At 67.8% G+C, this 25393-nt stretch carries 27 protein-coding genes; 16 read left to right on the top strand and 11 right to left on the bottom strand.

Translation table 11 applies throughout. From position 1 onward, the window contains the following. Positions 1–121 precede the first annotated feature (121 nt). Positions 122–1402: a hypothetical protein gene (locus GEMRO_RS0113440; RefSeq protein WP_157505581.1), complete on the bottom strand. Its 1281-nt coding sequence runs from the start codon at positions 1400–1402 to the stop codon at positions 122–124. A 27-nt stretch (positions 1403–1429) separates the two neighbouring features. Between GEMRO_RS0113440 and GEMRO_RS0113435 the strand changes: the two genes are divergently transcribed. Then, positions 1430–1738 carry a hypothetical protein gene (locus GEMRO_RS0113435; protein WP_027134405.1) on the top strand — a complete coding sequence of 103 codons (309 nt, stop codon included), beginning with the start codon at positions 1430–1432 and terminating at the stop codon, positions 1736–1738. 236 nt (positions 1739–1974) lie between these two features. Here the strand turns inward: GEMRO_RS0113435 and GEMRO_RS0113430 are convergent, their stop codons facing one another. Further along, positions 1975–3432 (bottom strand): hypothetical protein, encoded by a 1458-nt coding sequence (locus GEMRO_RS0113430; RefSeq protein ID WP_027134404.1) that lies wholly within the window; start codon positions 3430–3432, stop codon positions 1975–1977. Between the two features lie 341 nt (positions 3433–3773). Continuing rightward, on the bottom strand, positions 3774–4544 hold the full coding sequence (locus tag GEMRO_RS0113425; protein WP_027134403.1) for an SDR family NAD(P)-dependent oxidoreductase: 771 nt from the start codon (positions 4542–4544) through the stop codon (positions 3774–3776). Positions 4545–4679: 135 nt separating this feature from the next. Here GEMRO_RS0113425 and GEMRO_RS0113420 point away from each other — a divergent pair, with 135 nt between their 5' ends. Next, positions 4680–5309, top strand: a complete 630-nt coding sequence (locus GEMRO_RS0113420) for a DNA-3-methyladenine glycosylase I (protein ID WP_027134402.1) — start codon at positions 4680–4682, stop codon at positions 5307–5309. A 43-nt stretch (positions 5310–5352) separates the two neighbouring features. Continuing rightward, positions 5353–6150 (top strand): exodeoxyribonuclease III, encoded by a 798-nt coding sequence (locus tag GEMRO_RS0113415; protein ID WP_322100041.1) that lies wholly within the window; start codon positions 5353–5355, stop codon positions 6148–6150. Between the two features lie 9 nt (positions 6151–6159). Here GEMRO_RS0113415 and aroQ read toward each other — a convergent pair whose 3' ends face one another. Next, entirely contained in the window at positions 6160–6738 is a 579-nt protein-coding gene (gene aroQ / locus GEMRO_RS32680) for a gamma subclass chorismate mutase AroQ (RefSeq protein ID WP_051329040.1), read from the bottom strand. A gap of 1 nt (position 6739) precedes the next feature. After that, entirely contained in the window at positions 6740–7837 is a 1098-nt protein-coding gene (gene ychF, locus GEMRO_RS0113405) for a redox-regulated ATPase YchF (RefSeq protein ID WP_027134400.1), read from the bottom strand. Positions 7838–7986: 149 nt separating this feature from the next. Here ychF and GEMRO_RS0113400 point away from each other — a divergent pair, with 149 nt between their 5' ends. After that, entirely contained in the window at positions 7987–8868 is an 882-nt protein-coding gene (locus GEMRO_RS0113400) for a polyphosphate kinase 2 family protein (protein ID WP_157505793.1), read from the top strand. 31 nt (positions 8869–8899) lie between these two features. On the opposite strand, the gene pth is transcribed toward GEMRO_RS0113400, so the two are convergent. The 3 genes from pth to GEMRO_RS0113385 form a co-directional block, all read right to left on the bottom strand. Then, positions 8900–9520 (bottom strand): aminoacyl-tRNA hydrolase, encoded by a 621-nt coding sequence (gene pth, locus GEMRO_RS29510; protein ID WP_084506941.1) that lies wholly within the window; start codon positions 9518–9520, stop codon positions 8900–8902. Between the two features lie 56 nt (positions 9521–9576). Further along, positions 9577–10161, bottom strand: coding sequence for a 50S ribosomal protein L25/general stress protein Ctc (locus tag GEMRO_RS0113390; RefSeq protein ID WP_027134398.1), 585 nt, complete (start codon positions 10159–10161; stop codon positions 9577–9579). An 81-nt stretch (positions 10162–10242) separates the two neighbouring features. Further along, a complete protein-coding gene (locus GEMRO_RS0113385) occupies positions 10243–11175 on the bottom strand; it encodes a ribose-phosphate pyrophosphokinase (protein WP_027134397.1) in 933 nt (310 codons plus the stop codon). A gap of 286 nt (positions 11176–11461) precedes the next feature. Here GEMRO_RS0113385 and GEMRO_RS29505 point away from each other — a divergent pair, with 286 nt between their 5' ends. Further along, entirely contained in the window at positions 11462–12322 is an 861-nt protein-coding gene (locus tag GEMRO_RS29505; RefSeq protein WP_169728386.1) for an FkbM family methyltransferase, read from the top strand. Positions 12323–12332: 10 nt separating this feature from the next. On the opposite strand, the gene GEMRO_RS0113370 is transcribed toward GEMRO_RS29505, so the two are convergent. Beyond that, positions 12333–13559, bottom strand: a complete 1227-nt coding sequence (locus tag GEMRO_RS0113370) for a CaiB/BaiF CoA transferase family protein (RefSeq protein ID WP_205624973.1) — start codon at positions 13557–13559, stop codon at positions 12333–12335. Positions 13560–13672: 113 nt separating this feature from the next. Next, positions 13673–14113, bottom strand: a complete 441-nt coding sequence (locus GEMRO_RS0113365; protein ID WP_027134394.1) for a GFA family protein — start codon at positions 14111–14113, stop codon at positions 13673–13675. Positions 14114–14370: 257 nt separating this feature from the next. Here GEMRO_RS0113365 and GEMRO_RS0113360 point away from each other — a divergent pair, with 257 nt between their 5' ends. The 10 genes from GEMRO_RS0113360 to plsY all read left to right on the top strand — a co-directional run bounded on the left by GEMRO_RS0113360 (position 14371) and on the right by plsY (position 23471). Further along, positions 14371–14859, top strand: coding sequence for an SUF system Fe-S cluster assembly regulator (locus tag GEMRO_RS0113360; RefSeq protein WP_027134393.1), 489 nt, complete (start codon positions 14371–14373; stop codon positions 14857–14859). Between the two features lie 26 nt (positions 14860–14885). Then, positions 14886–16331, top strand: a complete 1446-nt coding sequence (gene sufB / locus GEMRO_RS0113355; RefSeq protein ID WP_027134392.1) for a Fe-S cluster assembly protein SufB — start codon at positions 14886–14888, stop codon at positions 16329–16331. A 63-nt stretch (positions 16332–16394) separates the two neighbouring features. Beyond that, positions 16395–17159, top strand: a complete 765-nt coding sequence (gene sufC / locus GEMRO_RS0113350; protein WP_027134391.1) for a Fe-S cluster assembly ATPase SufC — start codon at positions 16395–16397, stop codon at positions 17157–17159. After that, the gene (gene sufD, locus GEMRO_RS29500) at positions 17156–18499 is read left to right on the top strand and encodes a Fe-S cluster assembly protein SufD (RefSeq protein ID WP_051329039.1); all 1344 of its coding nucleotides are present in this window, start codon (positions 17156–17158) and stop codon (positions 18497–18499) included. The genes sufC and sufD overlap by 4 nt, the downstream gene beginning before the upstream one ends. A 5-nt stretch (positions 18500–18504) precedes the next feature. After that, positions 18505–19758 carry an aminotransferase class V-fold PLP-dependent enzyme gene (locus tag GEMRO_RS0113340; protein ID WP_027134390.1) on the top strand — a complete coding sequence of 418 codons (1254 nt, stop codon included), beginning with the start codon at positions 18505–18507 and terminating at the stop codon, positions 19756–19758. Between the two features lie 10 nt (positions 19759–19768). Continuing rightward, the gene (locus tag GEMRO_RS0113335; RefSeq protein ID WP_084506935.1) at positions 19769–20164 is read left to right on the top strand and encodes an SUF system Fe-S cluster assembly protein; all 396 of its coding nucleotides are present in this window, start codon (positions 19769–19771) and stop codon (positions 20162–20164) included. Between the two features lie 144 nt (positions 20165–20308). Beyond that, complete coding sequence (locus GEMRO_RS34235; protein ID WP_157505579.1) at positions 20309–20509, top strand: hypothetical protein; 201 nt, start codon at positions 20309–20311, stop codon at positions 20507–20509. A 73-nt stretch (positions 20510–20582) separates the two neighbouring features. Further along, positions 20583–21539, top strand: coding sequence for an aspartate carbamoyltransferase catalytic subunit (locus tag GEMRO_RS0113325; RefSeq protein ID WP_027134388.1), 957 nt, complete (start codon positions 20583–20585; stop codon positions 21537–21539). Next, on the top strand, positions 21536–22846 hold the full coding sequence (locus GEMRO_RS0113320; protein ID WP_027134387.1) for a dihydroorotase: 1311 nt from the start codon (positions 21536–21538) through the stop codon (positions 22844–22846). The genes GEMRO_RS0113325 and GEMRO_RS0113320 overlap by 4 nt, the downstream gene beginning before the upstream one ends. Before the next feature lie 4 nt (positions 22847–22850). Next, entirely contained in the window at positions 22851–23471 is a 621-nt protein-coding gene (gene plsY, locus GEMRO_RS0113315) for a glycerol-3-phosphate 1-O-acyltransferase PlsY (RefSeq protein ID WP_027134386.1), read from the top strand. A 24-nt stretch (positions 23472–23495) separates the two neighbouring features. On the opposite strand, the gene GEMRO_RS0113310 is transcribed toward plsY, so the two are convergent. After that, on the bottom strand, positions 23496–24122 hold the full coding sequence (locus tag GEMRO_RS0113310) for a class I SAM-dependent methyltransferase (protein ID WP_084506934.1): 627 nt from the start codon (positions 24120–24122) through the stop codon (positions 23496–23498). A 23-nt stretch (positions 24123–24145) separates the two neighbouring features. Between GEMRO_RS0113310 and dprA the strand changes: the two genes are divergently transcribed. Then, positions 24146–25312: a DNA-processing protein DprA gene (dprA, locus tag GEMRO_RS0113305; protein WP_240476682.1), complete on the top strand. Its 1167-nt coding sequence runs from the start codon at positions 24146–24148 to the stop codon at positions 25310–25312. The last annotated feature ends 81 nt before the right edge of the window (positions 25313–25393 follow it).

The following is a 25393-nucleotide window of genomic DNA, read 5'->3' as shown; positions in this document are numbered from 1 at the left end:
GATGCACAATGCGTTAGTGGAATTGTTCCGCCTCAGCTTTGATTTTCAGGTAAAGTTCGCCGGCAGGCGCAAAAAAGACCCCCGGCTTTCCGGGGGCCTCCGAGAGGAAGGATTGCAGGCGTCAGCCGGGCCGGCCGACCACGATCAGGCTCTGCCCCCAGGTGATGAGCTCGTCCTTGCCGTCCTTGTCGACGTCGAACAGCAGCGGGAACGCCACCCAGCGGTCATAGACGTTGGAGGTGCTCTTCTGCTTCACCTTGGAACCCTTGAGGTTCCAGTACCAGCTGCGCGAGAGGAGCTGCTTGCCGGTACCGGTGAACACCTCGCCGAACATCGCCACCAGCTCGTCGTTCTTCTTGTTTCCGTCCAGCTGGGCGTTCTGCATCGGGATGATCCGGCGCGAGATCTTGCGGATGACCTTGCCCTTGGAGTTCAGGACGTAGGTCTTCGGGCTCTTCTCCGTGCCCCGCTGGGTGACCGTGACCGAGAGCGGCTTCGGCGCCGGGTCGAGTTGCGCGATCGCCAGTTCCTGCGGGTTCTTGACCGGCACCTTCCACAGCCACTTGCAGTTGCTGGCGTCATAGGCGCCGCCACCGCTCATGCCGATCGCGACCGCCGTCAGCTTCGACGACTTCGGGTCGAGCTTGGCCACCCGGATCGCATCGACATGGTCGGTCTTGCTCCAGCCCTTCAGGCTGCAGCGGGTCTTGCCGTTGAAGTCCATCGCGTACTTGCCGACGAAGAAATACTCCTGATAGCCATCATTGTTGGCGTCGACGCCGGCGGTCTGGTGGCCGGCATGACAGGTATCCTTGGTCCACAGCTTCTTCAGCTTGGTGTCGAAGGCCACCACCCGGGTCCAGTTGTCGACCCAGTTCTTCTTGTTGCACTTCGCGCTGCCGCCCGGCTGCTGGTGCGCCACCAGGATGATCGGCTTCTTGGTCTTCTGCTGGCGGTAGACCGCGACCCGGCAATAAGCGGTCGGGCCGTTGCTCTGGCCGCTCAGGTTGACCCGGCGGATCTCCTTGCCGGTCGCGCCGTCACGGGCGACCAGACGCTTGGTCGAACCGGACTGCCAGCAGTGAAGAATGTCGTCCTTCTTGTCGCCGTCCAGGTCCAGAATCGCCGCCGAATCGCGATGGATGTAGGCTTCGGAACTCTGCTTGCGGCCGGAGCCGTTGTAGACCTGCCAGATCTTCTTACCATTCCTGTCGAACAGCCGCATGATGCGGTGGCCGTTCCAGTGCAGGTAGCCATACTTGCCATCATTGTTCGAATCGAGCGGCAGGACGCTGGAATAGGCGTTGTCGATCGCGTTGCCGTCGATGTTGAGCTTCTTGAGAACCTTGACCTTGAGCGAGGATTTGCCCCCTGAGGACGATCCCGAACGCGAGGTGGGCACATATTCCATGCCGCGGGGAGCGTTGCGATGAAGCAGAACGCGGTCCTCGAGCTTGGTTTCGAGGCTGCCGGCTCGGCTGTCTGCGGGCCATGCCAAGCTCGCCACGAGCGCAGCCAGGAGGCCAGCTCCCAGCACAGCATGCACACGAGGCCGTTCAGCGGTTCGCGGGAATCGCATGTTCGTTTCCTGATGTCGCACTGGATAGGCGGGAAGTTAGTTTTTCCCGCCGTCGGAAATGACAAGAAAACGTCCCTCCATTCCACGACAATTCGGGAAATGGACGAGTTTTCATTCATGTCCGGCTGCGACAACAGGAACGCTGTCCCGGCATTATGATCGCGTGATTGCTCGGAATCGCGGCATTTCCGGTGATCCTGCGCAACCCCACCAGATTAATATCCGGAAACCAGGGAACGAGCGCAGGAGAAGACCCTCCGCTCCTCCGATCGTACCCGAGTAAGTTGCAGGTGATGTTTCCGACACTTCCGCAAGTTGCCCGGAACGCAACAAGCGGACAGCAAAAGCAGCGGTGCGGCGACGACGTGCCTGGACGTCGCCGCCATTTTCATTGGTCAGCCTGGCTTGCCGACCACGATCAGGCTCTGCCCCCAGGTGACGAACTCGTCCTTGCCGTCATTGTCGACGTCGTAGAGCAGCGGGAAGGCCACCCAGCGGTCATAGACGTTGGAAGTGCTCTTCTGGGTGACGCGGGTGCCCTTGAGGTTCCAGTACCAGCTGCGCGACAGGAGCTGCTTGCCGGTGCCGGTGAACACCTCGCCGAACATTGCCAGGAGCTCGTCATTCGTCCGGTTGCCGTCCAGCTCGGCATTCTGCATCGGGATGATCCGGCGCGAGATGGCGCGGGTCAGCTTGCCGTCAGCGTTCAGGACGAAGGTCTTCGGATTTGTTTCCGAGCCGCGCTGGGTGACCGTGATCGAAAGTGGCTTGGGGGCCGGGTCCAGCTGCGCGATCGCCAGTTCCTGCGGGTTCCGGACCGACTTGGGCAGCCCCCAGAGCCATTTGCAGTTGCTGGCATCGAACGCGCCGCCGCCGGTCAGCCCCACCGCGACCGCCGTCATCCGCGACGAGCTCGGGTCGAGCCTGGCCACCCGGATCGCGTCAACATGGTCGGACGGGTGCCAGCCCTTCAGGCTGCAGCGGATCTTGCCGTTGAAGTCCAGGGCGTACTTGCCGACGAAGAAATACTCCTGGTAACCGTCATTGTTGGCGTCGACGCCGGCGGTCTGGTGGCCGGCATGGCAGGTGTCGGTGGTCCACAGCTTTTTCAGCTTGGTGTCGTACGCCACCACCCGGGTCCAGTTGTCGACCCAGTTCCTGCCGCCGCACTTGGCGCTCCCGCCCGGCTGCTGGTGCGCCACCAGGATGATCGGCTGCTTGCTGGCCTGCTGCCGGTACACCGAGATCCGGCAAAACGCGGTCGGGCCGTTGCTCTGGCCGCTCAGGCTGGCCCGGCGGATCTCCTTGCCCGTGCTGCCGTCGCGGGCGATCAGGAGCTTCTGCGAGCCGGACTGCCAGCAGTGCAGGACGTCGTCGGAGCGGTCGCCGTCCAGGTCGAGGACCGCAGCGCCGTCCCGATGCGTGTAGGCCTCGGAACTCTGCTTGCGCCCGGAAGGATTGTAGATCTGCCAGACCTTGCCGCCGTAGCGGCCATAGAGGCGCATGATCCGGTGGCCGTTCCAGTGCAGGAACTCGGCAGTGCCGTTATTGTTGAAGTCGAGCGGCAGGACGCTGGAGTAGGCGTTGTCGATCGCGTTGCCGTCGATGCTGATCTGCCGGACGATCTCGACCTTGAGCGAGGACTTGCCACCGCCGGAGGTGCCGGCCTTGGCGATCGGCACGAACTCCATGCCGCGTGACGGCGTGCGGTGCAGCCGGACCCGATCCTCCAGCTGCATGTCGGATGCCTGCACGGGCAAGGGCGATGCCGTCATGGTGGCGGACCAGGCCAGCAGGGCCAGCCCGAGAACAGCCATCGGGCGGGCACCCGCGGCGGTGCTTAGGGAGCGCATTCTTGTTTCCTGTCGTCGCACCAGAACTGGAGCAGTTGTTCGCTGCCCGGGCTCCGGGACTGACAAGGAAACGACTGATAATCCACCGCATTTCAGGAAATTAACAAGATTTCATGCACCAGTACCGGCCAGTGCCGGGCATGGGTCTGACAGCCATTCAGCGATGGCTTCTGGCGATGCGACGATAATCAACGCAGCGTTTTGAGAGCAATGATGACTTTCAGGAAAGGAATGGTTTATCCCTTTCTCAGGGATTGCGAATCACCCAAGTTCACTCCCGAGGAGACCTGCTCTCCTAGGCTTCAGGGTGCCCGCAACAGGCACCCTGGCCACCGATCCGATCAGGCTGAGCAGTAGCCACCGTCGAGGAACAAGGTCTCGCCGGTGATCATGTTGGATGCGTCGGAAGCCAGGAACAGCACGCTGTCCGCCACCTCGATCGATTCTAGGAACCGGCCGGCCGGGATCTTCGCCTTCATCGGGTCGCCTTTCTCCGGCGCCCCCCAGACCTGCTGCCCCATCGGGGTCATCACCACGGTGGGGCAGATCGCGTTGATCTGGATGTTGTACTGCGCCCACTCGATCGTCATGCACTTGCCGAGCGCGTTGAGCCCGTTCTTCGACGCCTGGTAGGCGGCATGATCGACCAGGGCCACCGCACTGGTCTGCGAGCTGATGTTGATGATCTTGCCCCGGCGCTGCTCGATCATCTTCGGCGCCAGCGCCTGCGCCATCAGGAAGGGTGCCCGCAGGTTCACCGCCATCACCAGGTCCCAGTCCTCGGCCGAATGCTCGAGGATCGGGGAGACCCGGGCGATCCCGGCATTGTTGACCAGGATGTCGATGGTGCCCCAGGCGTCCAGCGCGACCTTTGCGGCATGACGCGGCCCTTCCACGGTCGCCATGTCGGCTTCCACCGTCAGGCAGCGGCGCCCGGCCTTCTCCACCAGCGCCTTGGTCTGGGCGAGCCCCTCCTTGTCGCGCGCCACCGCCACGATGTCCGCGCCGGCATCCGCCAGCACCGCGCAGATCTCGACGCCCATCCCCTTGCTGGCGCCGGTCACCAGCGCCTTCTTGCCGTCCAGTCCGAATCGCTCCACGAAGCGTGGCATGCCCGGTCCTCCCCGTATCTTCGGTGTTGTTGCGGTCGCGCGGAAATTGGCGCGCAAGTTCCGGCGATGCAATCTCCCCGGCCCCCTGGTAGAACCCCGCGGTCAAACCGAACCCGCTTCCAGGATCCAAGCACGTTGAGCGACGGCCTGCTGCACGACCCGGATGGCACCGCCACCTGCCGCTGGCATGGCGGCCTGCCGGACTATCGGCTCTACCACGACACCGAATGGGGCCGGCCGGTCGCCGACGAGATCCGCTTGTTCGAGAAGCTCTGCCTGGAGGGCTTCCAGTCGGGACTTTCCTGGCTGACCATCCTGCGCAAGCGCGAGAACTTCCGGGCCGCCTTCGCCGGCTTCGTGCCGGAGCGCCTGGTCCGGTTCGGCCAGGCCGACCTGGAGCGCCTGCTGGGCGACGCCGGCATCGTGCGCCATCGCGGCAAGATCGAATCGGTCCTGAACAACGCGCAGCGCTACCTGGAACTGCGCGAGCAGGGCCAGACGCTGGCCGGCCTCGTCTGGAGCTTCGAGCCGCCGCCGGAAGCCCGACCGGAGCGGATCATCCCCGAGACCCTGATCCCGCTCACCAAGAGCCCGGAGTCGACCGCGCTGTCCAAGCTCCTGCGCAAGCGTGGCTGGAGCTTCGTGGGACCCACCACCGTCTATGCCTTCATGCAGTCCTGCGGGCTGGTCAACGACCACCTGGAGGGCTGTGTCTGCCGGGAGCCCTGCGAGCATCTGCGCCAAAGCTTCGTCCGCCCGACCTGACGCCGCCCCTATCTGCCCCCGCACCTGCCTACCGGAGCCGATCTTGCCCCTGCGGATCACCACGCTGAACGTCAACTCGATCAGGATCCGGCTGGACCTGCTGGCCCGCGTCGTCGAGGAGGTGCGGCCCGATGTCCTGTGCCTGCAGGAGATCAAGATCGAGACCGAGCGCTTCCCTGGAGAGGCCATGCGGGCGCTGGGCTTCCCCTACCAGCATGTCTACGGCCAGAAGGCCTATCATGGCGTGGCGATCCTCTCGAAGCTCCCGTTCCGCTCGGTCGGCACCCGGACCTGGTGCGGCAGCGACCATGCGCGCCACTGCTTCGTGACCCTGGAGAACGAGCTGGAGGTCCACGACTTCTACGTGCCGGCCGGCGGCGACATCCCCGATCCCGAGACCAACCCGAAATTCGCGCACAAGCTGCAGATGCTGAACGAGATGGCGGTGTGGCTGGAGGGGATGGAGCGGCGCGACCACCGGATGGTGGTGGTCGGCGACCTGAACATCGCGCCGCTGGAGCAGGACGTCTGGAGCCACAAGCAGCTCCTGGGCGTCGTCTCCCACACACCCGTCGAGGTGGAGGCCCTGAAGCGGGTCCAGGCGGGCTACGACTTCACCGACGCGCTGCGCCAGATCGTGCCGCCGTCGGAAAAGCTCTATTCCTGGTGGTCGTACCGCAACCGCGACTGGGAGGTCAGCGACCGCGGCCGCCGCCTGGACCATGTCTGGCTGGCGCCGGCGATCAGGGACCGGCTGGCGGGCGGCTCGATCCTGCGCAGCGCGCGCGGCTGGGACCAGCCCTCCGACCATGTGCCGGTGAGCGTCGACCTGGACATCTGAGACCGGCGATCAGGGGGAACAGGCCGGCGCTGCCGCCCCTTGCGCCGCGGCCAGGACCCCCTCGGCCGCGATCCGCCACGCCTCCGGATGGTCGCTCAGCGCCGGCGGCAGCGCCCGAAGTTCGAGCACCGCCGCGCATTCGCGCAGGTCGGCCAGCGCCCCGGCAAGCGCGCGCAGAAAGGCGCTGGTCGCCTCCTGGACCTGCGGCCGCAGCACCGACGCCAGATCCGGCACGCCGGCAAAGGGGCCGCTTTCCTCCGCGGTCCAGCGGACGATCAGGGCGGCCTGAACCGCCTTGGCCGCCTCGATCTGGGCCGCCACGGCCGGGCGGACGACGCTGTCGGCAAGGCCCAGGCCTTCGCCCTCCCGGACGGCCGCCTCGATCACGACCTGCTCGCGCGGCAGGTCCTCCACGGGTGATCCATTGTTCCACTTGTGCCGGGCGACGTCCGGCATGGCTTCCAGGCGAAGGACCATCGCCTCCCGCAGGGCCTCGACCGGCGCTTCCGCCCGGCCGGCGGCAGGCAGGAGGCTGGCCAGGACCGCCAGGGCTATAATGGCAGTCCGGAGGGAGGCCCGCGGCGGCATCTCAGACGTTGAACCGGAAGTGGCAGACGTCGCCGTCCTTCACCACGTAGTCCTTGCCTTCCAGGCGCATCTTGCCGACTTCCTTGGCCTTCTGCTCGCCGCCAAGCGCCACGAAATCGTCATAGGCGATGATCTCGGCGCAGATATAGCCGCGCTGGAAGTCGGTATGGATCACCCCGGCGGCTTCCGGGCCGGTGGCGCCGCGGTGCGCCGTCCAGGCCCGCGCCTCCTTGGGGCCCACCGTGAAGAAGGTGAGCAGGCCCAGAAGGTCGTGGCCGGCGCGGATCACCTTGTTCAGGCCGGGCTCCTCCAGCCCGAGGGAGGCCAGGTACTCCTCCTGCTCCTCGTCGGAGAGCTGGGCCAGTTCCGCCTCGATCGAGGCCGAGATCACCACCGAGCCGGCGTCGTGCTTGGCGACCTCGGCGGCGACCCTGGCGCTGTGCGCGTTGCCGGTGGCCGCGGCCCCCTCCTCGACGTTCAGCACGTAGAGGACCGGCTTGGCCGTCATCAGCTGGAAGCTGCGAGCCAGCTCGCGCTCCTCGGGCGCCAGCGGGATCGAGCGGACCTGGATGCCGTCGCCGATCGGCGGCAGCAGCTTCTCGGCCAGCGCCAGCCGCTCCTTGGCCTCCTTGTCGTTGCCCTTCGCGCGCTTCACCAGGGCGTCGCGCTGGCGCTCCAGGCTGTCCATGTCCGCCAGCAGCAGCTCGGTCTCGATCAGCTCCAGGTCGCGCAAGGGATCGACGCCGCCCTCGACATGGGTCACGTCGTCGTCCTCGAAGCAGCGCAGCACGTGCAGCACCGCGTCGACCTCGCGGATGGCGCCCAGGAACTGGTTGCCCAGCCCTTCGCCCTTCGAGGCGCCCCTCACCAGCCCGGCGATGTCCTTGATCTCCAGCTGGGTCGGGATGGTCTTCTGCGACTTGGCGATCGCGGCCAGCTTTTCGATGCGCGGGTCCGGCACCGGCACCCGGCCGGTGTTGGGTTCGATCGTGCAGAACGGGTAGTTCGCCGCCGCCGCCGCCGCGGTCTTGGTCAGCGCGTTGAACAGCGTGGACTTGCCGACATTCGGCAGCCCGACGATACCGCAATTGAAGCCCATGATCGTCCAGGAGGTGCGAGAGGAACCAAGTTGCCGGGGTTCTAGCCGGGTCTGGGCGCGGATGCGAGCGGCAGGGAGGCATGGCAGCCTTGCCAATGCCTGCCGGACGATCAACTTGGCCAGGAAACGATGCGAGGACCTGGAGCATGATGATGGCGCTGGACGAATTCCTGGCACCGTACCGCATCGAGAACGGGCAGGCATTCCGGCTCTCCGATCACGACCCGGCGGATACCCACGAGCTGGGCATCGAGAAGGCGGACGCGAAGGACTATCTGCGGGTCGGCATCGAGCGCCTGACCGAGCTGCAGGAGATGCTCTATGCGCAGAACCGCTGGTCGGTGCTGCTGATCTTCCAGGCGATCGACGCGGCCGGCAAGGACAGCGCGATCAAGCACGTCATGTCCGGGGTCAACCCGCAGGGTGTCCAGGTCTACTCCTTCAAGCGCCCCTCGGCGGAGGAACTGGACCACGACTTCATGTGGCGCACCAGCCGCAACCTGCCCGAGCGCGGCCGGATCGGCGTGTTCAACCGCTCCTACTATGAGGAAGTGCTGGTTGCCCGCGTCCACCGCGAGATCCTCCAAGCGCAGCAGTTGCCGCCCACGCTGATCAGCCCGGGCATCTTCGACGAGCGGCTGGAGGACATCGCCCATTTCGAGCGCTACCTGGCGCGCCAGGGCACGCTGATCCTGAAGTTCTTCCTCAACGTCTCCAAGAAGGAGCAGAAGAAGCGCTTCCTGAAGCGGCTCGACAATCCCGAGAAGAACTGGAAGTTCGAGGCTGGCGACCTGAAGGAACGCGCCTACTGGGACGACTACATGTCTGCCTACGAGAAGGCGATCCAGGCGACCGCAGCGCCACATGCGCCCTGGTATGTCGTTCCGGCGGACAACAAATGGTTCACCCGGCTGGTGGTCGCCGGGGCGATCGTCGACAGCATGACGCGCCTCGACCTGCATTTTCCGGTTGTGCCCGAGGAGACGCTTGCGCAGTTCGCCCAGTACCGCAGGCAGCTGGAGGAAGAGTAGCCGCTGGCAGGATCACCGCGGCGGCACGGGTTCATCCGGTCGCCGGCGGCTCTTCCACGCGAAGCGGCCTGGGAGGCTTGGGCGGTGCGGTGAGCAGGGCGATGCGGTTCATGAAACCGGCATCGTCGCCCGAGGCAAGAAACGGGGCGGCATCGGCCAGGGCATCCAGCAGCGGATCCACCCAGGGCCTGTCCGCCTTGGCGAAGTCGCCGAGCACATGGCCCAGCACCTTCTCCTTGTGCCCGGGATGGCCGATGCCCAGCCGGACACGCTTGTACTCGGCCGTGCCCAGGCAGTCGCGGATCGAGCGCAGGCCGTTATGGCCAGCGACGCCGCCGCCCAGCTTCACCCGGACCTTGCCCGGCGCCAGGTCGAGTTCGTCGTGGAACACCACGACGTCGTCGGGGAGCAGCTTGTGGAAGCGCACCGCCTCCGCCACCGACCGGCCGGACTGGTTCATGAAGGTCTGCGGCATCAGGAGCAGGACGCGTTCGGTTCCGATGGTCGCGTCGGCGAGCCTGCCCTGCCATTTGCGCTGCCAGTTGGAGGCCCGGTGGCGGGAAGCGATCGCTTCCAGTGCCATGAACCCGATATTGTGGCGGTTGCGCGCGTACTGGTCGCCCGGATTGCCGAGCCCGACGAAGAGCTTCATGCCATGAACTTCATGCCACGGATTTCATGAACGCCTCGACGGGCCCGGCATCAGGCTCACTCCTCGGGAGCGACCGTCGGCGGAACGATCGAGCAGATCGTGAAGTCGCGATCGGTGATGGTCGGCTTCACGCCCTGCGGCAGGGTGATCTCGCTGAAGTGGACCGTGTCGCCGATCTCGCGGCCGGTCAGGTCGACCTCCAGGTGATCCGGGATGGCGTCGGCCGGAACGTGGACCTCGACGGTGCGGCGCACGATGTTGAGCGTGCCGCCCATCTTCAGGCCCGGGGAGTGAGCCTCGTTGAGGAAGACGACCGGGACTTCGACGATCACCGTGGCATGCTCGCCGGCACGGTAGAAGTCGACATGCATCGGATCGCTGGTGACGGGATGGTACTGCGCCTCGCGCGGCAGCACCCGCTCGGAGCGGCCGTTGCCGAAGTCGAGCACCATCAGCTGGTTGAAGAAGCTGCGCTTGTTGGCGACCTTCTTCAGCTCGTTGAACACCAGGGCGCACATCTCCGGCTCGCCGCCGGGCCCGTAGATGATCGCCGGCACCTTGCCGGCGCGCCGCAGCGCGCGGGCGGGACCCTTGCCGTGGTTCGAGCGCGCTTCGGCGCTCAGGGTCAGGACATCACTCATCGTCACTCTACTCCACCCCTCCGGCACCTGGGCCCCATGCCCGGCCCCGGACAGGCCATCACGAAAAACTTTCAGGCGGCGTCAGTCGAACAGCGAGCTGACCGATGCCTCGCTCGAGATCCGCTTGATCGCCTCGCCCATGAACTGGGCGACCGACACGACCCGGATCTTGTCGGTGACGCGCACCGCCTCGGTCGGCCGGATCGAATCGGTGATCACCAGCCGCTCCAGGTCGGACGCCGCCACCCGCGCCACGGCGCCGGCACTCAGCACGCCGTGGGTGCAGTAGGCCTGCACGCTGCGCGCACCGGCCTTCAATAGCGCGGTTGCCGCATTGCACAAGGTCCCGCCGGAGTCGACGATGTCGTCCACCAGGATGCAGCGCTTGCCGCCGACCTCGCCGATCACGTTCATGACCTCGGACGCGCCCGGCTTCTCGCGGCGCTTGTCGACGATCGCGAGCTGCACGCCCATCCGCTTGGCGAAGCCGCGCGCCCGGCTCACCCCGCCCACGTCCGGCGACACGATCACCAGGTCCTCGGTGCCGAGATGGGTGACGATGTCGGGCACCATGATCGGGGTGGTGAACATGTTGTCGACGGGGATGTCGAAGAAGCCCTGGATCTGGGCAGCATGCAGCTCGAGGGTCAGGACCCGGTCGGCGCCGGCCCGGGTGATCAGGTTGGCGACCAGCTTGGCCGAGATCGGCGTGCGCGGACCCGGCTTCCGGTCCTGGCGGGCATAGCCGAAATAGGGAACCACGGCGGTAATCCGGCGGGCCGAGGCGCGGCGCAGCGCGTCGATGCAGACCAGCAGTTCCATCAGATGGTCGTTGGCCGGGTAGCTGGTCGACTGGACGATGAAGACGTCCTCGCCGCGGACGTTCTCGTGGATCTCGACCCACACCTCCATGTCGGCGAATCGCTGGACGCTGGCCGCGGTCAGCGGCATGCGCAGGGAAGCCGCAATCGCCTCGGCGAGCGGGCGATTGCTGTTGGCAGCGACGATCTTCATGAAGCACGGACCTTCGGCCTCGGACGGACCACCCCCGTCCGGCGAACGCGGCCCCCTTACCATCGACCGGCTCTCCGGTGAAGGGCGGCGGCACCCGCCAATGCAATCCTGCAACGCAGTCGTGCGGATCCAGCGCCCGCACCCCCTGCGCAAGGGGGCAGGCATCGGCCATCGCGGCCAGAGCAGCCTTGACGACCAGAGCAGCCTTGACGAATCGCCCCGCAGTCCTGCCAAGGGGCCAGCGGCGCCGCGTCGGGCGCCTTTAGCGCGAGCCTGGGAGACGAGCATGCAAGGGACCGGCCGATCCGATCTGCTGACGAGGCTCCGCCGCGCCTGGGCAGTGGCCACCGGCAGGGACGAGTTCGCGGCTCCGCCGCCTGCGGCACCCGCCAGCGCTGCGCCGGCGCCTGCGCCAAAGCCGGCGGCGCCGAAGCTGTCCCAGGCGGCGATGCTGGCGCACCCGACCTCGCTGGCCTCGACCCTGAAGCGGCTGCGCGCCAATGTCGACGAGATCGGGACCCTGGTGTGCCTGGGCTCCGGCAAGGGCGACGACGCCTTGTCCTTCGTCGAGCAGTGGCCGGGTGCCCGGGTGCTGCTGATCGACATGGACGAGAATTTCCGCCCGGTCTGGGACCAGCTCGCCAAGAAGATGCCGGGCCTGGTCGGCGAGGTCGCCGCGCTGGCCGAGCACGACGGCGAGATCGGCATGCGCAAGACCGACCGGACCGGCGGGATCGCCCTGGAAGGTCCGATCGACGGCGACGCCCAGCGGATTCGCTCGGTGAGGCTGGACACGCTGATCGCCCAGCATGCCCTGCCCCCGCCCTACTTCCTGAAGTTCGACACCCATGGCGCGGAGCTGCCGATCCTGGCCGGGGCTGCCGAGACCCTGCGCCAGACCGCGATCCTCATGATGGAGTGCTACAACTTCAAGCTGGGCTTCGCCGGCGGCCGCAACCTCACCTTCGACGAGATGTCCCTGCACCTGAAGGGAATGGGCTTCCGCCCGGCCGACCTGTGCGACCCCCTGTGGCGCCCGGGCGACGGCCTGCTCTGGCAGATCCATCTGTTCTTCCTGAAGGCCGACCACCCGACCTTCGCCAGCTCCAGCTACCGGGCGCCGGGGCGGCAGGCACAGCCGGGCTGACCGGCCGGCCTCAGCCGATCACCCCCTCTTCCCGCAGCCGGGCCAACTCGTGCTCCGGCAGATCCAGCTGCTCCTGCAGCACCTCGTCCGTGTCCTGGCCCAGGGTCGGCGGGCCCTTCTCGTAGCGCACCGGCGTCGCCGAAAGCCGCAGCGGGTTGCCCAGGAGCGGCACGCTACCCTTGGCGGCGCTGGCATGCGGCACCTCGATCCTCATGCCGCGCGCCTCGACCTGCTCGTCCTCGAACACGTCCGCCAGCGTGTTGACCGGCCCGCAGGGGACGCCCAGCGCACTCAGTTCCCGCACCCACTCCGCGATCGTGCGGCTCGCCATGACCGGCGGCAGGATCGCGTCCATCTCCGCGCGATGCCGCACCCGCGCCTTGTTGGTGGCGAAGCGCGGGTCGTCCGCCAGCTCCGGCAGGCCCGCGAATGCGCAGAAGCGGCGGAACTGGGTATCGTTGCCGACCGCCAGGATCACGTAGCCGTCCTTCGCCTGGTAGACCCGGTAGGGCACGATGTTCGGATGCTGGTTGCCCAACCGGCCGGGCACCTTGCCCGACACCAGGTAGTTGGTGGCCTGGTTGATCATCCCGGCCACCTGGCTGTCCAGGAGCGCGACGTCGATCTGCTGCCCCTGCCCCGTCCGCTCCGCATGGCGCAGGGCCGCCAGGATGCCCACGGACGCGTACATGCCGCACAGCACGTCGACGACGGCGGTTCCCACCTTCATCGGCTCGCCGTCCGGCTCCCCGGTCACGCTCATGAGCCCGCCATAGCCCTGGGCCAGGTAGTCGTAGCCCGGCCGGTCCCGGTACGGCCCGGTCTGGCCGAAGCCGGTGATCGAGCAGTAGACCAGGGACGGGAATTCCTCGCGCAGCTGTTCATAGCCCAGGCCGTACTTGGCCAGCCCGCCGACCTTGAAGTTCTCCACCAGGATCTGGCAGTCGGCCAGCAGGCGCCGGACCAGGGCCGCGCCCTCCGGCCTGGCGATGTCCACCGCGACCGAGCGCTTGTTGCGGTTGGCGGCGAGATAATAGGCGCTCTCGCGGGTGTCCTTGCCCTCGGCGTCCTGGACATAGGGCGGCCCCCATTTGCGGGTGTCGTCGCCCTCGCCCGGCTTCTCGATCTTGATCACCTCGGCGCCGAGATCGCCCAAGAGCTGGGTGCAGGTGGGGCCGGCCAGGATCCGGCTGAGATCCAGGACCCTGATCCCGGCAAGCGGCAACGCAGTGGACATGATGATCGGGAAGCTCCGCAACGATCGAACCGCCGGGGTCACCCGGCCACCCGACGCTGGCAGAACCGGCCGGCCGGCTCAAGCATACCGCCATCCGGCAGCGATTGCCGGAGCTATTCCTCCACCGGCTCGGCCGTTGCGTGCCCGGCATGCTGCGGCAGGTCGTCGGTGATGGTGAACCATGGCGCCTTCGACGCGACGAAGATGTGCGCGCTCGGGCGGATCGAGGGATCGTCGGCGAGCGAGCCCATGAGGACATGCACGAACGTCCCGTCGCGGACCACCGAGTACAGCAGCGAGCCGCATCGTCTGCAGCAGGCGTCGTGGGCGGCCTCGTCGCCCCGAAGCAGGAGGCTGTCCCGGCCCTGGGTGATGCGCAGCCTGTCCCGCTCGATCCCGGCGAAGGGCTTGAACGCCGAACCGGTGGCTCGGCGGCAGTCGGAGCAGTGGCAGTTCAGGGCATAGCTGAACCTGTCGGTCACGGCATAGCGGATCGCCCCGCACAGACAGCCGCCGGTCAGGATGCGCCGCCCCCCTTCTTCAGGATTGTCCATACAGCCGTTTCCTTCGCGCATGCCGGCCGCGCGGGCCATGCTGCAGGGATCGTCCAGCGCAGCGGCGAACGACCTGTCCAGCACCCGCCAGCAGCCTGTCCCATCCAGCCTGCTTCCTGGACCGGCCATTGTCGATTCCGGCCCGTGGCCGCCCATGTGGTCGCTTGACATAGCGCCCGCCGACGCCAATTGAGCAGTGCAAACTGGACCGAACCGGTCTGGAATGGTTCCGAGCTGCACAACCGGCCGTAGGTAGCGTGATTCGACTGAGCCGCCTTGCTGATTACGGGATCGTGCTGACCACGCAGGTCGCGCGTCATCCCGCACGTCATTGGAGCGCGCCGGAGCTCGCCGCCGCCACCGGCATCCCCTTGCCGACGACCAGCAAGCTCTTGAAGACGCTGGTGCGCGCCGGGCTGCTGGTCAGCCATCGGGGTGCGAAGGGCGGCTATGGTCTGGCCTGCGCCACCGAGCGCGTGTCGGTGGCCCGGGTGATCGAGGCGGTGGACGGCCCGATCGCGATCACCAGCTGCCTGGACCCGAACGGCGCGGAGTGCGGCATCGACTCGTTCTGTCCGGCCCGGACCAACTGGCACACCATCAACCATGCGATCCGGGTGGCGCTGGACGCCGTATCCATCGACGAGATGGCGCGCACGGTCCCAGCGGCGTTTCTCGAGGCCGGCACCGACGGCGAGGACCCGAAGCACGCTCCGGCGCGCGACCCGAAATATCTGACTGCCTGATCGACGAAAACGGGAGATCGACATCCATGGCGACCGCGCTCGAGACGGTCCGCGAGTATACCGGCGGCGACTACAAGTACGGGTTCGTCACCGAGATCGAGGCGGACAATGCGCCCATTGGCCTGAGCGAAGACGTCATTCGTCTGATCTCGACCAAGAAGCAGGAGCCCGAATGGCTCCTTGAGATGCGCCTGGCCGCCTACCGGCGCTGGCAGACCATGTCGGAGCCGACCTGGCAGAAGGTCGACTACGAGCCGATCGACTACCAGGCGATCAGCTACTACTCGGCGCCCAAGATCAAGGAGCGCCCGAAGAGCCTGGACGAGATCGACCCGGAGATCCTGCGCACCTACGAGAAGCTCGGCATCCCGATCAAGGAGCAGGAGATCCTGGCCGGCGTCGCGGTCGACTACGTGTTCGACAGCGTCTCGGTCGCGACCACCTTCCGCAAGAAGCTGCACGAGCTGGGCATCATCTTCTGCTCGATGTCCGAGGCGGTGCAGGACCATCCCGAGCTGGTGCGCAAGTATCTGGGCAGCGTGGTCCCGGCCGGCGACAACTTCTTCGCGGCGCTCAACGCGGCGGTCTTCACCGACGGCAGCTTCGTCTACATCCCCAAGGGCGTGCGCTGCCCGATGGAGCTGAGCACCTATTTCCGCATCAACGAGAAGGGCACCGGCCAGTTCGAGCGTACCCTGATCATCGCGGACGAGGGCAGCTATGTCAGCTACCTCGAGGGCTGCACCGCGCCGATGCGCGACGAGAACCAGCTGCATGCCGCCGTGGTCGAGCTGATCACGCTGGACGATGCCGAGATCAAGTACTCGACCGTGCAGAACTGGTACCCGGGCGACAAGGACGGCAAGGGCGGCATCTACAACTTCGTCACCAAGCGTGGCGCCTGCCGCGGCAAGAACAGCAAGATCAGCTGGACCCAGGTCGAGACCGGCTCGGCGATCACCTGGAAGTACCCGTCCTGCATCCTCCAGGGCGACAACTCGGTGGGCGAGTTCTACTCGGTCGCGGTGACCAACAATCACCAGCAGGCCGACACCGGCACGAAGATGATCCATATCGGCAAGAACACCCGCTCGCGCATCGTCGCGAAGGGCATCTCCGCCGGCAGGTCGGACAGCACCTATCGTGGCCAGGTGAAGGTCCTCAAGTCCGCCCAGAACGCGCGCAACTACACCCAGTGCGACTCGATGCTGATCGGCGACCAGTGCGGGGCGCACACCGTGCCCTACATCGAGGTCCGCAACCGCTCCGCGGTGTGCGAGCACGAGGCGACCACCTCGAAGATCTCCGACGACCAGCTGTTCTACTGCCGCTCGCGCGGCATCTCCGACGAGGACGCGGTGGCGCTGATCGTCAACGGCTTCTGCCGTGAGGTGATGGACGAGCTGCCGATGGAGTTCGCGGTCGAGGCCAGGAAGCTGCTGGCGATCAGCCTTGAGCACAGCGTCGGCTGAGCCGCGCCCTGTCCTGAACCATTTTTCGGGGTGCGACGGCACCCAGCCGGATCGAAGAAGACCATGCTCGAAATCAAAGACCTGCACGCGAACATCGACGACAAGGAAATCCTCAAGGGCGTCTCGCTCACCGTTCGCCCCGGGGAGGTCCATGCGATCATGGGCCCGAACGGATCGGGCAAGAGCACGCTGGCCTACGTCCTGGCCGGCCGTGACGGCTACGACGTGACCAGCGGCAGCGTGACCCTGAACGGCGAGGACATCCTGGAGCAGGAGCCGGAGGAGCGGGCCGCGGCCGGCTTCTTCCTGGCGATGCAGTACCCGGTCGAGATCCCGGGCGTCTCCAACATGTACTTCCTGCGCCAGGCGATGAACTCGATCCGCAAGGCCCGCGGCGAGGAGGAGATCAGCGCCGCCGCGTTCATGAAGATGATTCGCGAGAAGGCCGGGCTCATCGGGATGAGCGACGCGCTGCTCAAGCGCGACGTCAACCGCGGCTTCTCCGGCGGCGAGAAGAAGCGCAACGAGATCCTGCAGATGACCATGCTCGAGCCGCGCATGTGCATCCTGGACGAGACCGACAGCGGCCTCGACATCGACGCGCTGCGCACGGTGGCTGATGGCGTCAACCGGATGCGCTCACCCGACCGCGGCTTTTTGATCATCACCCACTACCAGCGCCTGCTCGACTACATCGTGCCGGACCATGTCCATGTGCTCGCCAAGGGCCAGATCCAGATGAGCGGCGACAGCTCGCTGGCGAAGACCCTGGAGGACAAGGGCTATGGCGGCGTGCTCGGCGCTGAGTTCGGCGAGATCGCGGCATGACCAGCATCGCCCGCAACCGCACCGTGGATCCGGTGCCCGCCTTCGCGGAGGCCTTCGAGCGCCTGCGCGGCGAGGCGGCCGGCAGTTCCGGCAAGGCGCTGGAACAGCGCGCCGCCGCCTTCGAGCGGTTCAACGCGCTGGGCGTGCCCACGCCGCGCGTCGAGAACTGGAAGTACACCAACGCCGCGAGCCTGGTGAACAAGCCGTTCGGCGTGGCGCCGCGCGACAGCGCCGACGCCTCGCTGGTCATCCCGCACTTCGCGGGCGGCCACAAGGCGCGCCGGCTGATCATGGTGAATGGCCGGATCGTCCCGCAGCTCAGCCATATCGGCGGCCTGCCGGCCGGGATGGTCGTGCGCCCGCTCGCCCATGTCCTGGCCGAAAGCCCGGAACTGGTCGACCGCGCCCAGATCGAGGGCGAGCCCGAGCATTCCTTCGAGGCGCTCAACCGGGCGCTTACCGAGGATGGCGCGTTCATCACCCTGGATGACGGGGTAGCGGTGGACGAGCCGCTGCAGGTCATCTCGCTGCTCACCCCATCCTCCAGCGCGTTCATGGTGCATCCCCGCCACGTGATCCGCCTGGGCAAGGGTGCCCGCCTGCACGCGATCCTGACCACCGTGGCGCTGGGGGCGGGCGAGAGCCTGCTCAACCAGGTCGAGACGGTGGAGATCGCCGACGACGCGGAGCTGACCCTCGACCGCACCTCCCAGCACGGCGACGGGCGCAGCTCGATCACCCGGTCGCGCTATGCCCTGGGCAGCCGCTCCAGGCTGACCCAGACCACGATGGCGCTGGGCGGGACTCTGCAGCGGCACGAGATGGAGGTCCGCCTGCGCGGGACGCACAGCAACGCGACCCTGAACGGCCTGACCATGCCGCGGGGCACCGAGCACGCCGACACGCTGATCCGCATGCATCACGAGCAGCCCGACTGCGAGTCCGACCAGTTCTACAAGACGGTCGCCGACGAGCGGGGCCACGCGGTCTTCAGCGGCAAGATCTTCGTGCACAAGGATGCGCAGCGCACCAATTCGTACCAGAAGAGCACCAACCTGCTGCTTTCGGACGATGCGGAGATCGATGCCAAGCCCGAGCTCGAGATCTATGCCGACGACGTGAAGTGCAGCCATGGCGCCACCTGCGGCGACCTGGATCCGGCCGGCCTGTTCTACCTGCGCTCGCGCGGGCTGGACGAGGCGCTGGCCCGCTCGATGCTGACCTTCGCGTTCACCGGCGAGGTGTTCGAGCGGATCGTCGACGAGAGCGTGTCGCATGCCGCCCGGGCGATGATCCTCGCCCGCCTGCCCGGCGGCGAGCGGCTGGCCGAACTGGGATGAGCGAGATGCGCACCGACGTCCAGGAGCGCGTCAGCGCTCCCAGCCTCGACGTGGACGCGGTGCGCGCCGCGTTCCCGATCCTGGCCGAGCCGATGAGCGGCCGGCCGATGGTGTTCCTCGACAGCGGAGCCAGCGCCCAGAAGCCGGAAGCGGTGATCCGGGCGCAGGCCGAGTTCTACCGGCACGACTACGCCAACATCCATCGCGGCGTGTACGACCTCAGCCAGCGCGCCAGCGACGCCTTCGACGGCGCCCGCCGCAAGGTGCAGGGCTTCCTGGGGGCGGCCGACTGGCGCGAGGTCGTGTTCACCCGCAACACCACCGAATCGATCAACCTGGTCGCCTGGTCGTTCCTGGAGCCGAAGCTCCAGGCCGGCGACGAGATCCTGGTCACGACCATGGAGCACCACTCCAACATCGTGCCCTGGCAGATCATCGCCGCCCGCCACGGCGCCAAGGTGGTGGCGGCGCCGGTCAGCGATGCCGGCGAGCTCGACACGGCGGCCCTGCGCGCCATGATCGGGCCGCGCACCCGGATGCTGGCCTGCTCCTGGGTCTCCAACGTGCTGGGCACGGTCAACCCGATCGGCGAGATTGTCGCAGCGGCGCACGCCCAGGGCGTGCCGGTGCTGGTCGACGCCGCGCAGTCGGTGCAGCACCTGCCGGTGGACGTGCAGGCGCTCGACATCGACTTCCTGGCCTTCTCCGCCCACAAGATCTACGGCCCCTCCGGGGTGGGCGTCCTGTACGCCCGGCGCGAGCACCTGGAGGGCATGCAGCCCTGGCAGGGCGGCGGCGGGATCGTCGACCGGGTCTCCTTCGAGGAGACCACCTATGGCGAGATTCCGTTCCGCTTCGAGGCCGGCACGCCGGACATCGCCGGCGTGCATGCCCTGGCGGCGGCGCTGGACTGGTTTCGCCAGTTCGACATCGAGGCGGTCCAGGCCCATGAGGACCACCTGATGGCGATCGGCCTGCGCGCGCTGCAGCAGGTCCCCGGTCTGAACGTGCTGGGGGCGCCAGCCCACCGCACCGGCGCCATCTCGTTCTGGGTCGACGGCCTGCACCACCAGGACATCGGGGCGATGCTCGACCTGGACGGCATCGCGATCCGCAGCGGCCATCACTGCGCCCAGCCGCTGCACCGGCGCTTCGGCCTGGAAGGCAGTGCCCGCGCGTCGTTCGGCATCTATAACAACGAGGCCGATGTCGAGGCGCTGGCGAAGAGCCTGCGCTACATTGTCGGCAAGTATGGCTGAGGAAGCGGACATGGACGAGAACAGCGGCCTCGATCGCGCCGAAGCGTTCCTGCAGGAAACGCCCGAAGACGCCGCCAGCCGGGCGCGCACCGTCGAGATCGAACGGCTGGGCGAGCAGATCGTCGACGTGCTCAAGACGATCTACGACCCCGAGATCCCGGTGAACATCTACGAGCTCGGGCTGATCTACAAGATCGACATCGAGGACGGCGACCGGGTGATCGTCTCGATGACCCTGACCTCGCCGAGCTGCCCGGTCGCGGAATCCCTGCCGATCGAGGTGGAGAACAAGATTTCCGCCGTCGCGGGCGTGACGTCGTGCACGGTGGAGATCACCTGGGATCCGCCATGGCATCCCTCGATGATGTCCGAAGAAGCCCAGCTCGAACTCGGCATGATCTACTGAGCTGAGGCTTTTGGTCCGGTTGGAGTGACACATGTCACCGTGGGGTATGGCACCCTGCGCTTAATGTCCGGTTGGTGTCCTGCCAGTCATAGACGACCCTCGGGACGTCGGTCATAGATCTGGCAGGCGAGGCCGAGACCGCTCATGGCAGACATCATCCAGTTGCGCACGCCGACAAGGCCTGTACCAGCCCTCCCCGCCACCGGGGCCCGGCCGGATGTCCCAGATGCCTGGCTGTTGCCCTGGGCGATGCTCCGCATGGGCGTGACCATCTGGGCGAACCTCTGGTTCGCGCCGCTGGGGCTGCGTGTCGAGGCCACCGGGAACGAGCAGCGGCGCGACTGACGCCTGAGCGATCGTCGCCGCGGCCGCTTCGTCGGCTTGTCGACCGGCCTGCCGGGGCCTATTCCTCCCGGCCATGGATGACCGATACTCCCTTCGTTTCCGCGGGCCTCATCTCCTCGGCATCGAGGGACTGGCCCCCTACGAGATCCAGGACCTGCTGGACCGCGCCGAGGCGTGCGTGGACGTCAATCGCGGCCTCGCCGACCGGCGCGACCGGCTGGCCGGGCGCACGCTCCTCAACCTGTTCTTCGAGAACTCGACCCGGACCCGGACCTCGTTCGAGCTGGCCGGCAAGCGGCTGGGCGCCGATGTGGTCAACATGGAGGTCGCCACCTCCTCGGTGAAGAAGGGCGAGACCCTGATCGACACCGCGATGACCCTGAACGCCATGCACCCGGACGTGCTGGTGGTGCGCCATGGCGAGAGCGGTGCGGTGGCCCTCCTGGCCCGCCATGTCCGCTGCTCGGTGGTCAATGCCGGGGACGGCCTGCACGAGCACCCGACCCAGGCCCTGCTCGACGCGCTGACCATCCGCCGGCGCAAGGGGCGCATCGAGGGGCTGACGGTCGCGATCTGCGGCGACGTCCTGCATTCCCGGGTGGCCCGCTCCAACATGCTGCTGCTGCTCGCCATGGGTGCCAGGGTCCGGCTGATCGCCCCGCCGACCCTGCTGCCCGGCGGCATCGACGCCTATGGCGCCGAGATCACCACCGACATGATGCGCGGCCTGGAGGGCGTGGACATCGTGATGATGCTGCGCCTGCAGCTGGAACGGATGCAATCCGCCCACCTGCCCTCGATCCGCGAATATTTCCGGCTCTACGGCCTGACCCGCGATAAGCTCGCCAACGCCGCCCCGGACGCGCTGGTCCTGCATCCCGGCCCGATGAACCGCGGCGTGGAGATCGACGGCGTGGTCGCCGACGACATCGACCGCAGCGCCATCCTGGACCAGGTGGAGATGGGCGTGGCGGTCCGCATGGCGGTGCTCGACGCCCTGGCCGGACCCGACCGGGAGGCCAGGCCATGAGCCGCCTGCTGATCACCAATGCCAGGCTGGTTGATCCGGTCGCCGGCACCGAGCAGCCTGGCGCCCTGCTGATCCAGCACGGGCGCATCGCGGCGCTGGGTCCCCGTCTCGGCCAGGACGGCTCGATCGAGGCCGAGCGGCTGGATGCGCAGGGCGCCGTGCTGGCGCCGGGCCTGGTCGACCTGCGCGTGCAGCTGGGCGAGCCCGGCGCCGAGCACAAGGAAAGCTTCGCCACCGGCGCGCTCGCGGCGGTGGCGGGCGGGGTCACCAGCTTTGCCTGCCTGCCCGGCACCCTCCCGCCCATCGACGACCCTTCCATGGTCGAGTTCGTGGCCAGGCGGGCCAGGCGGGCGCGGCTCGCCAAGGTCTATCCCTATGCCGCGATCACCAAGGGGCTGAAGGGCGAGCAGCTTGCCGAGTTCGGCCTGCTGCGCGAGGCCGGCGCCATCGGCTTCACCGACGGCCACCAGGCGGTCGCCAGCGCCCGGATCATGCGCCGCGCCCTATCCTATGGCCGGCTGATCGACGCCTTCCTGGTGCAGCATCCCGAGGAGCCGGACCTCGCTCGCAACGGCGTGGCCAATCCCGGCCCGATCGCCGCCAGGCTCGGCCTGACCTCGGTGCCCCGCGAGGCCGAGGTCATCATGATCGAGCGCGACCTGCGCCTGGCGCGGGCCACCGGGGGCAGGATCCATTTTTCCCGGGTCACCACCGCCGAGACCCTGGACGCGATCCGGCGGGCCAAGGCCGAGGGCGTCCGGGTGACCTGCGACTGCACGCCGCATCACCTGGCGCTGAACGAGCTGGAGGTCGAGGGCTACCGCACCTTCGCCAAAGTCTCGCCGCCCTTGCGCGCGGAGGCCGACCGGCTGGCGGTCGAGGCCGCGGTCATCGACGGCACCATCGATGCGATTGCCTCCGACCACCGCCCCCAGGACCAGGACAGCAAGCGCCTGCCGTTCGCCAGCGCCGAGTTCGGCGTGGTCGGGCTGGAGACCCTGCTGCCGGTGGCGCTGCGCCTGTTCCATGACGGGCGGATCGGCCTGCCGGCCCTGATGTCGCGCCTGGCCACCACGCCCGCCCGCCTGCTCGGCATCGACGCCGGCACGCTGGCGGTGGGCGCCCCGGCCGACCTGATCCTGTTCGACCCGAACCGGCCCTGGAAGGTCACCGAGCGCGACCTCCACAGCGCGTCCAAGAACACCGCCTTCGAGGGCCGGCTCATGATGGGCCGGGTGGAGACCACCCTGGTCGACGGGCGGGTCGTGTTCCGCCGCGACCAGACGTCATCGGGCAGCGAGGACTGAACCCATGGAACCGATCGCCGCCTCCTCCTGGGGCTGGCCGCTCCTGCTTGCCCTGCTGGCAGGCTATCTCGCCGGCTCGATCCCGTTCGGGCTGATCGTCACCCGGATGGCCGGTGCGGGCGACATCCGCGCGATCGGCTCCGGCAATATCGGCGCCACCAACGTGCTGCGCACCGGCCGCAAGGGCCTGGCCCTGGCCACGCTGCTGGCCGACGCAGCCAAGGGCGCCCTGCCCGTGCTGCTGGCCATGGCCTGGTTCAACCGGGACGTGGCCCTGGTGGTGGGCCTGGGCGCCGTGCTCGGCCACTGCTTCCCCGCCTGGCTGAAGTTCAAGGGCGGCAAGGGCGTTGCCACCGCGGCCGGCGTGGTGCTGGCCTTGAGCCCGCTGACCCTGCTGGCGGCGCTGCTGGTGTTCCTGGCTGCCGTCATCGCCACCCGCTTCGTCTCGCTGGGCTCGGTGCTAGCCTCGGTCACCGCCGCCCTGGTGGCGTACATGATCGGCGATCCGCAGGCTGCCTTCCTGTTCGCGCTGATCGGCATCATCGTCATCCTCAAGCACCACCAGAACATCGGCCGGCTGGTGCGCGGCGAGGAGAACAAGGTGAGCTTCTCCAAGAAGGCCTGACAGCCCTTCCCGGACCCTGGTGCATCACCGCTTCCTGGCGACCAGGTGGTAGAGGTGCCAGTGCTTGGCCCTGCCGCGCGGGGTAACGCTGTCGGTTTCCTCCTCCTCCAGCCGCTCGATCCGGTAAGCCGCCAGCAGGGCCTCGACCTCCGGCCGCCCATGCAGGGTGATGCCCGGCTGGCCGGCAAACCCGTCGTTCGGCCCGAGCAGCTGGCAGGCGAGCCGGCCGCCCGGCAGGAGCCGCTGTCCGATCGTCGTCCAGAGCGCCGGGAACCGGTCGGGCGGGCAGAACGGCAGTGCGAACGACGAGACCGTCAGGTCGACCGGCGCCCAGCCCGCCTCCTCGAACCGGCCCACGATCGGCACGAGCCGCGGCCGCGCCTCGGCCGGGCAGGCGGCGACCAGGCGCTCGACCGCGACCGCTTCCCGGTCGATCGCCTGGACATGATGCCCCAGCGCCAGCAGCTTCAGGGTGTCCCGCCCGACCCCGCAGCCCAGATCCACGACCCGCAGCGGCGGCACCCGCCCTTCCCGCTCGAAGCAGTCCAGCGCCTGGACAATTGTTTCCCGCATCGGGCCATGGCCGGCCCGATCCCAGTAGCCGGCCAGCTTTTCTCGCCAGGGTTGCATTTCCTCAGGATCATGACGCATTAGTGGAGAGCCTCCCGCTCCCGATGGCGACCATGTCCAACCTGTCCATTGCCCCCGCCGAAGCCTTCGCCAGGTTGCGCCTGTGCCGCAGCGACGGGATCGGCCCCCGCGCGTTCGGCCGGCTCGTGCTGCGCATGGGCAGCGCCGCCGCCGTGCTGGAGCGATGGCACGAACTGCCGCCGGTCGTCACCAGCCAGGTGCGCCTGGCCAAGCCGGACGCAATCGAGCGGGAGTTGCAGGAGACCGAGCGCACAGGCGCCCGCCTGCTCTTCCTGGGCGGCCCGGGCTATCCCGAAGCCCTGGCCAGCATCCATGACCCGCCGCCGGTCCTGACCATGCTGGGCGATCCGGGCCTGCTGGAACACCCGGCGGTCGCGATCGTGGGCTCCCGCCATGCCAGCGGCAACGGCCGGACCCTGGCCCGCTCCATCGCGCACGGCCTCGCCTCCAGCCTGTTCACAGTCGTCTCCGGCCTGGCCCGGGGCATCGACACGGCCGGCCATGAAGGAGCCCTGGACCAGGAGCACCGCACCATCGCGGTGATCGCCACCGGCATCGACCAGGTCTATCCCGAGCAGAATGCCGGTCTTTCCGCCCGGATCGGCGAGACCGGCCTGCTGCTGACCGAGCGGCCGTTCGGCGCCGAGCCGCGGGCGCAAGCCTTTCCGGCTCGCAACCGGATCATCGCCGGCCTGTCGCTCGGTGTCCTGGTGGTGGAGGCGGCCCTGCGCTCCGGCTCGCTGGTCACCGCCCGGCTGGCCCTGGAACAGGGCCGCGAGGTGATGGCGGTGCCGGGCTCGCCGCTCGACGAGCGCCACCGGGGCACCAACCAGCTGATCAAGGACGGCGCGGTGCTGGTCGAGGACGCCGAGGACGTGCGGCGGGTCCTGGAGCCGCTGCTGCTCCGGCAGGCACACCGCCCGCCCCGGCGGTCTCCGGCCGTGGAGGCGGCCCGCCCGGGTGCCCCGCCCGTTCCGTCGGCCGGTCCGGACGGCACGGCCATCGCGGAGCCCGACGGGCTGGTCGCGCGGATCGTCGGCCTGCTCGGTCCCGACCCCCTCGCGGTTGACGATCTCGTACGCCAATGCCAAGCAACCACGGCCCATATCCATGAGGCCCTGCTCGAGCTGGAGCTCGAAGGCCGCCTGGAGCGGCATGGTGGCAACCGCGTGTCTCTCCTGTTCGCCTGAGCCTTGCGTCTTGCATGCTCTTGCAACTTAAGAGATAGGGCCCACCTTCCCGACCCGATCCCACTCGCTCACGACCTGCCG

The organism is Geminicoccus roseus DSM 18922 (assembly GCF_000427665.1).
GTDB lineage: Bacteria > Pseudomonadota > Alphaproteobacteria > Geminicoccales > Geminicoccaceae > Geminicoccus > Geminicoccus roseus.
Note: the sequence above shows the minus strand (reverse complement) of the source record. Positions and strands in the feature narration are given on the sequence as shown.

Coding starts and splice junctions, on each gene's coding strand:
- GEMRO_RS0113435 (WP_027134405.1), top strand. CDS start 1,430: ATGAAGCAGAACGCGGTCCTCGAGCTTGGTTTCGAGGCTGCCGGCTCG.
- GEMRO_RS0113430 (WP_027134404.1), bottom strand. CDS start 3,432: ATGCGCTCCCTAAGCACCGCCGCGGGTGCCCGCCCGATGGCTGTTCTC.
- GEMRO_RS0113425 (WP_027134403.1), bottom strand. CDS start 4,544: ATGCCACGCTTCGTGGAGCGATTCGGACTGGACGGCAAGAAGGCGCTG.
- aroQ (WP_051329040.1), bottom strand. CDS start 6,738: ATGCCGCCGCGGGCCTCCCTCCGGACTGCCATTATAGCCCTGGCGGTC.
- ychF (WP_027134400.1), bottom strand. CDS start 7,837: ATGGGCTTCAATTGCGGTATCGTCGGGCTGCCGAATGTCGGCAAGTCC.
- GEMRO_RS0113400 (WP_157505793.1), top strand. CDS start 7,987: ATGATGGCGCTGGACGAATTCCTGGCACCGTACCGCATCGAGAACGGG.
- pth (WP_084506941.1), bottom strand. CDS start 9,520: ATGAAGCTCTTCGTCGGGCTCGGCAATCCGGGCGACCAGTACGCGCGC.
- GEMRO_RS0113390 (WP_027134398.1), bottom strand. CDS start 10,161: ATGAGTGATGTCCTGACCCTGAGCGCCGAAGCGCGCTCGAACCACGGC.
- GEMRO_RS0113385 (WP_027134397.1), bottom strand. CDS start 11,175: ATGAAGATCGTCGCTGCCAACAGCAATCGCCCGCTCGCCGAGGCGATT.
- GEMRO_RS29505 (WP_169728386.1), top strand. CDS start 11,462: ATGCAAGGGACCGGCCGATCCGATCTGCTGACGAGGCTCCGCCGCGCC.
- GEMRO_RS0113370 (WP_205624973.1), bottom strand. CDS start 13,559: ATGTCCACTGCGTTGCCGCTTGCCGGGATCAGGGTCCTGGATCTCAGC.
- GEMRO_RS0113365 (WP_027134394.1), bottom strand. CDS start 14,113: ATGGACAATCCTGAAGAAGGGGGGCGGCGCATCCTGACCGGCGGCTGT.
- sufB (WP_027134392.1), top strand. CDS start 14,886: ATGGCGACCGCGCTCGAGACGGTCCGCGAGTATACCGGCGGCGACTAC.
- sufC (WP_027134391.1), top strand. CDS start 16,395: ATGCTCGAAATCAAAGACCTGCACGCGAACATCGACGACAAGGAAATC.
- sufD (WP_051329039.1), top strand. CDS start 17,156: ATGACCAGCATCGCCCGCAACCGCACCGTGGATCCGGTGCCCGCCTTC.
- GEMRO_RS0113340 (WP_027134390.1), top strand. CDS start 18,505: ATGCGCACCGACGTCCAGGAGCGCGTCAGCGCTCCCAGCCTCGACGTG.
- GEMRO_RS0113335 (WP_084506935.1), top strand. CDS start 19,769: ATGGACGAGAACAGCGGCCTCGATCGCGCCGAAGCGTTCCTGCAGGAA.
- GEMRO_RS34235 (WP_157505579.1), top strand. CDS start 20,309: ATGGCAGACATCATCCAGTTGCGCACGCCGACAAGGCCTGTACCAGCC.
- GEMRO_RS0113325 (WP_027134388.1), top strand. CDS start 20,583: ATGGATGACCGATACTCCCTTCGTTTCCGCGGGCCTCATCTCCTCGGC.
- GEMRO_RS0113320 (WP_027134387.1), top strand. CDS start 21,536: ATGAGCCGCCTGCTGATCACCAATGCCAGGCTGGTTGATCCGGTCGCC.
- plsY (WP_027134386.1), top strand. CDS start 22,851: ATGGAACCGATCGCCGCCTCCTCCTGGGGCTGGCCGCTCCTGCTTGCC.
- GEMRO_RS0113310 (WP_084506934.1), bottom strand. CDS start 24,122: ATGCGTCATGATCCTGAGGAAATGCAACCCTGGCGAGAAAAGCTGGCC.
- dprA (WP_240476682.1), top strand. CDS start 24,146: ATGGCGACCATGTCCAACCTGTCCATTGCCCCCGCCGAAGCCTTCGCC.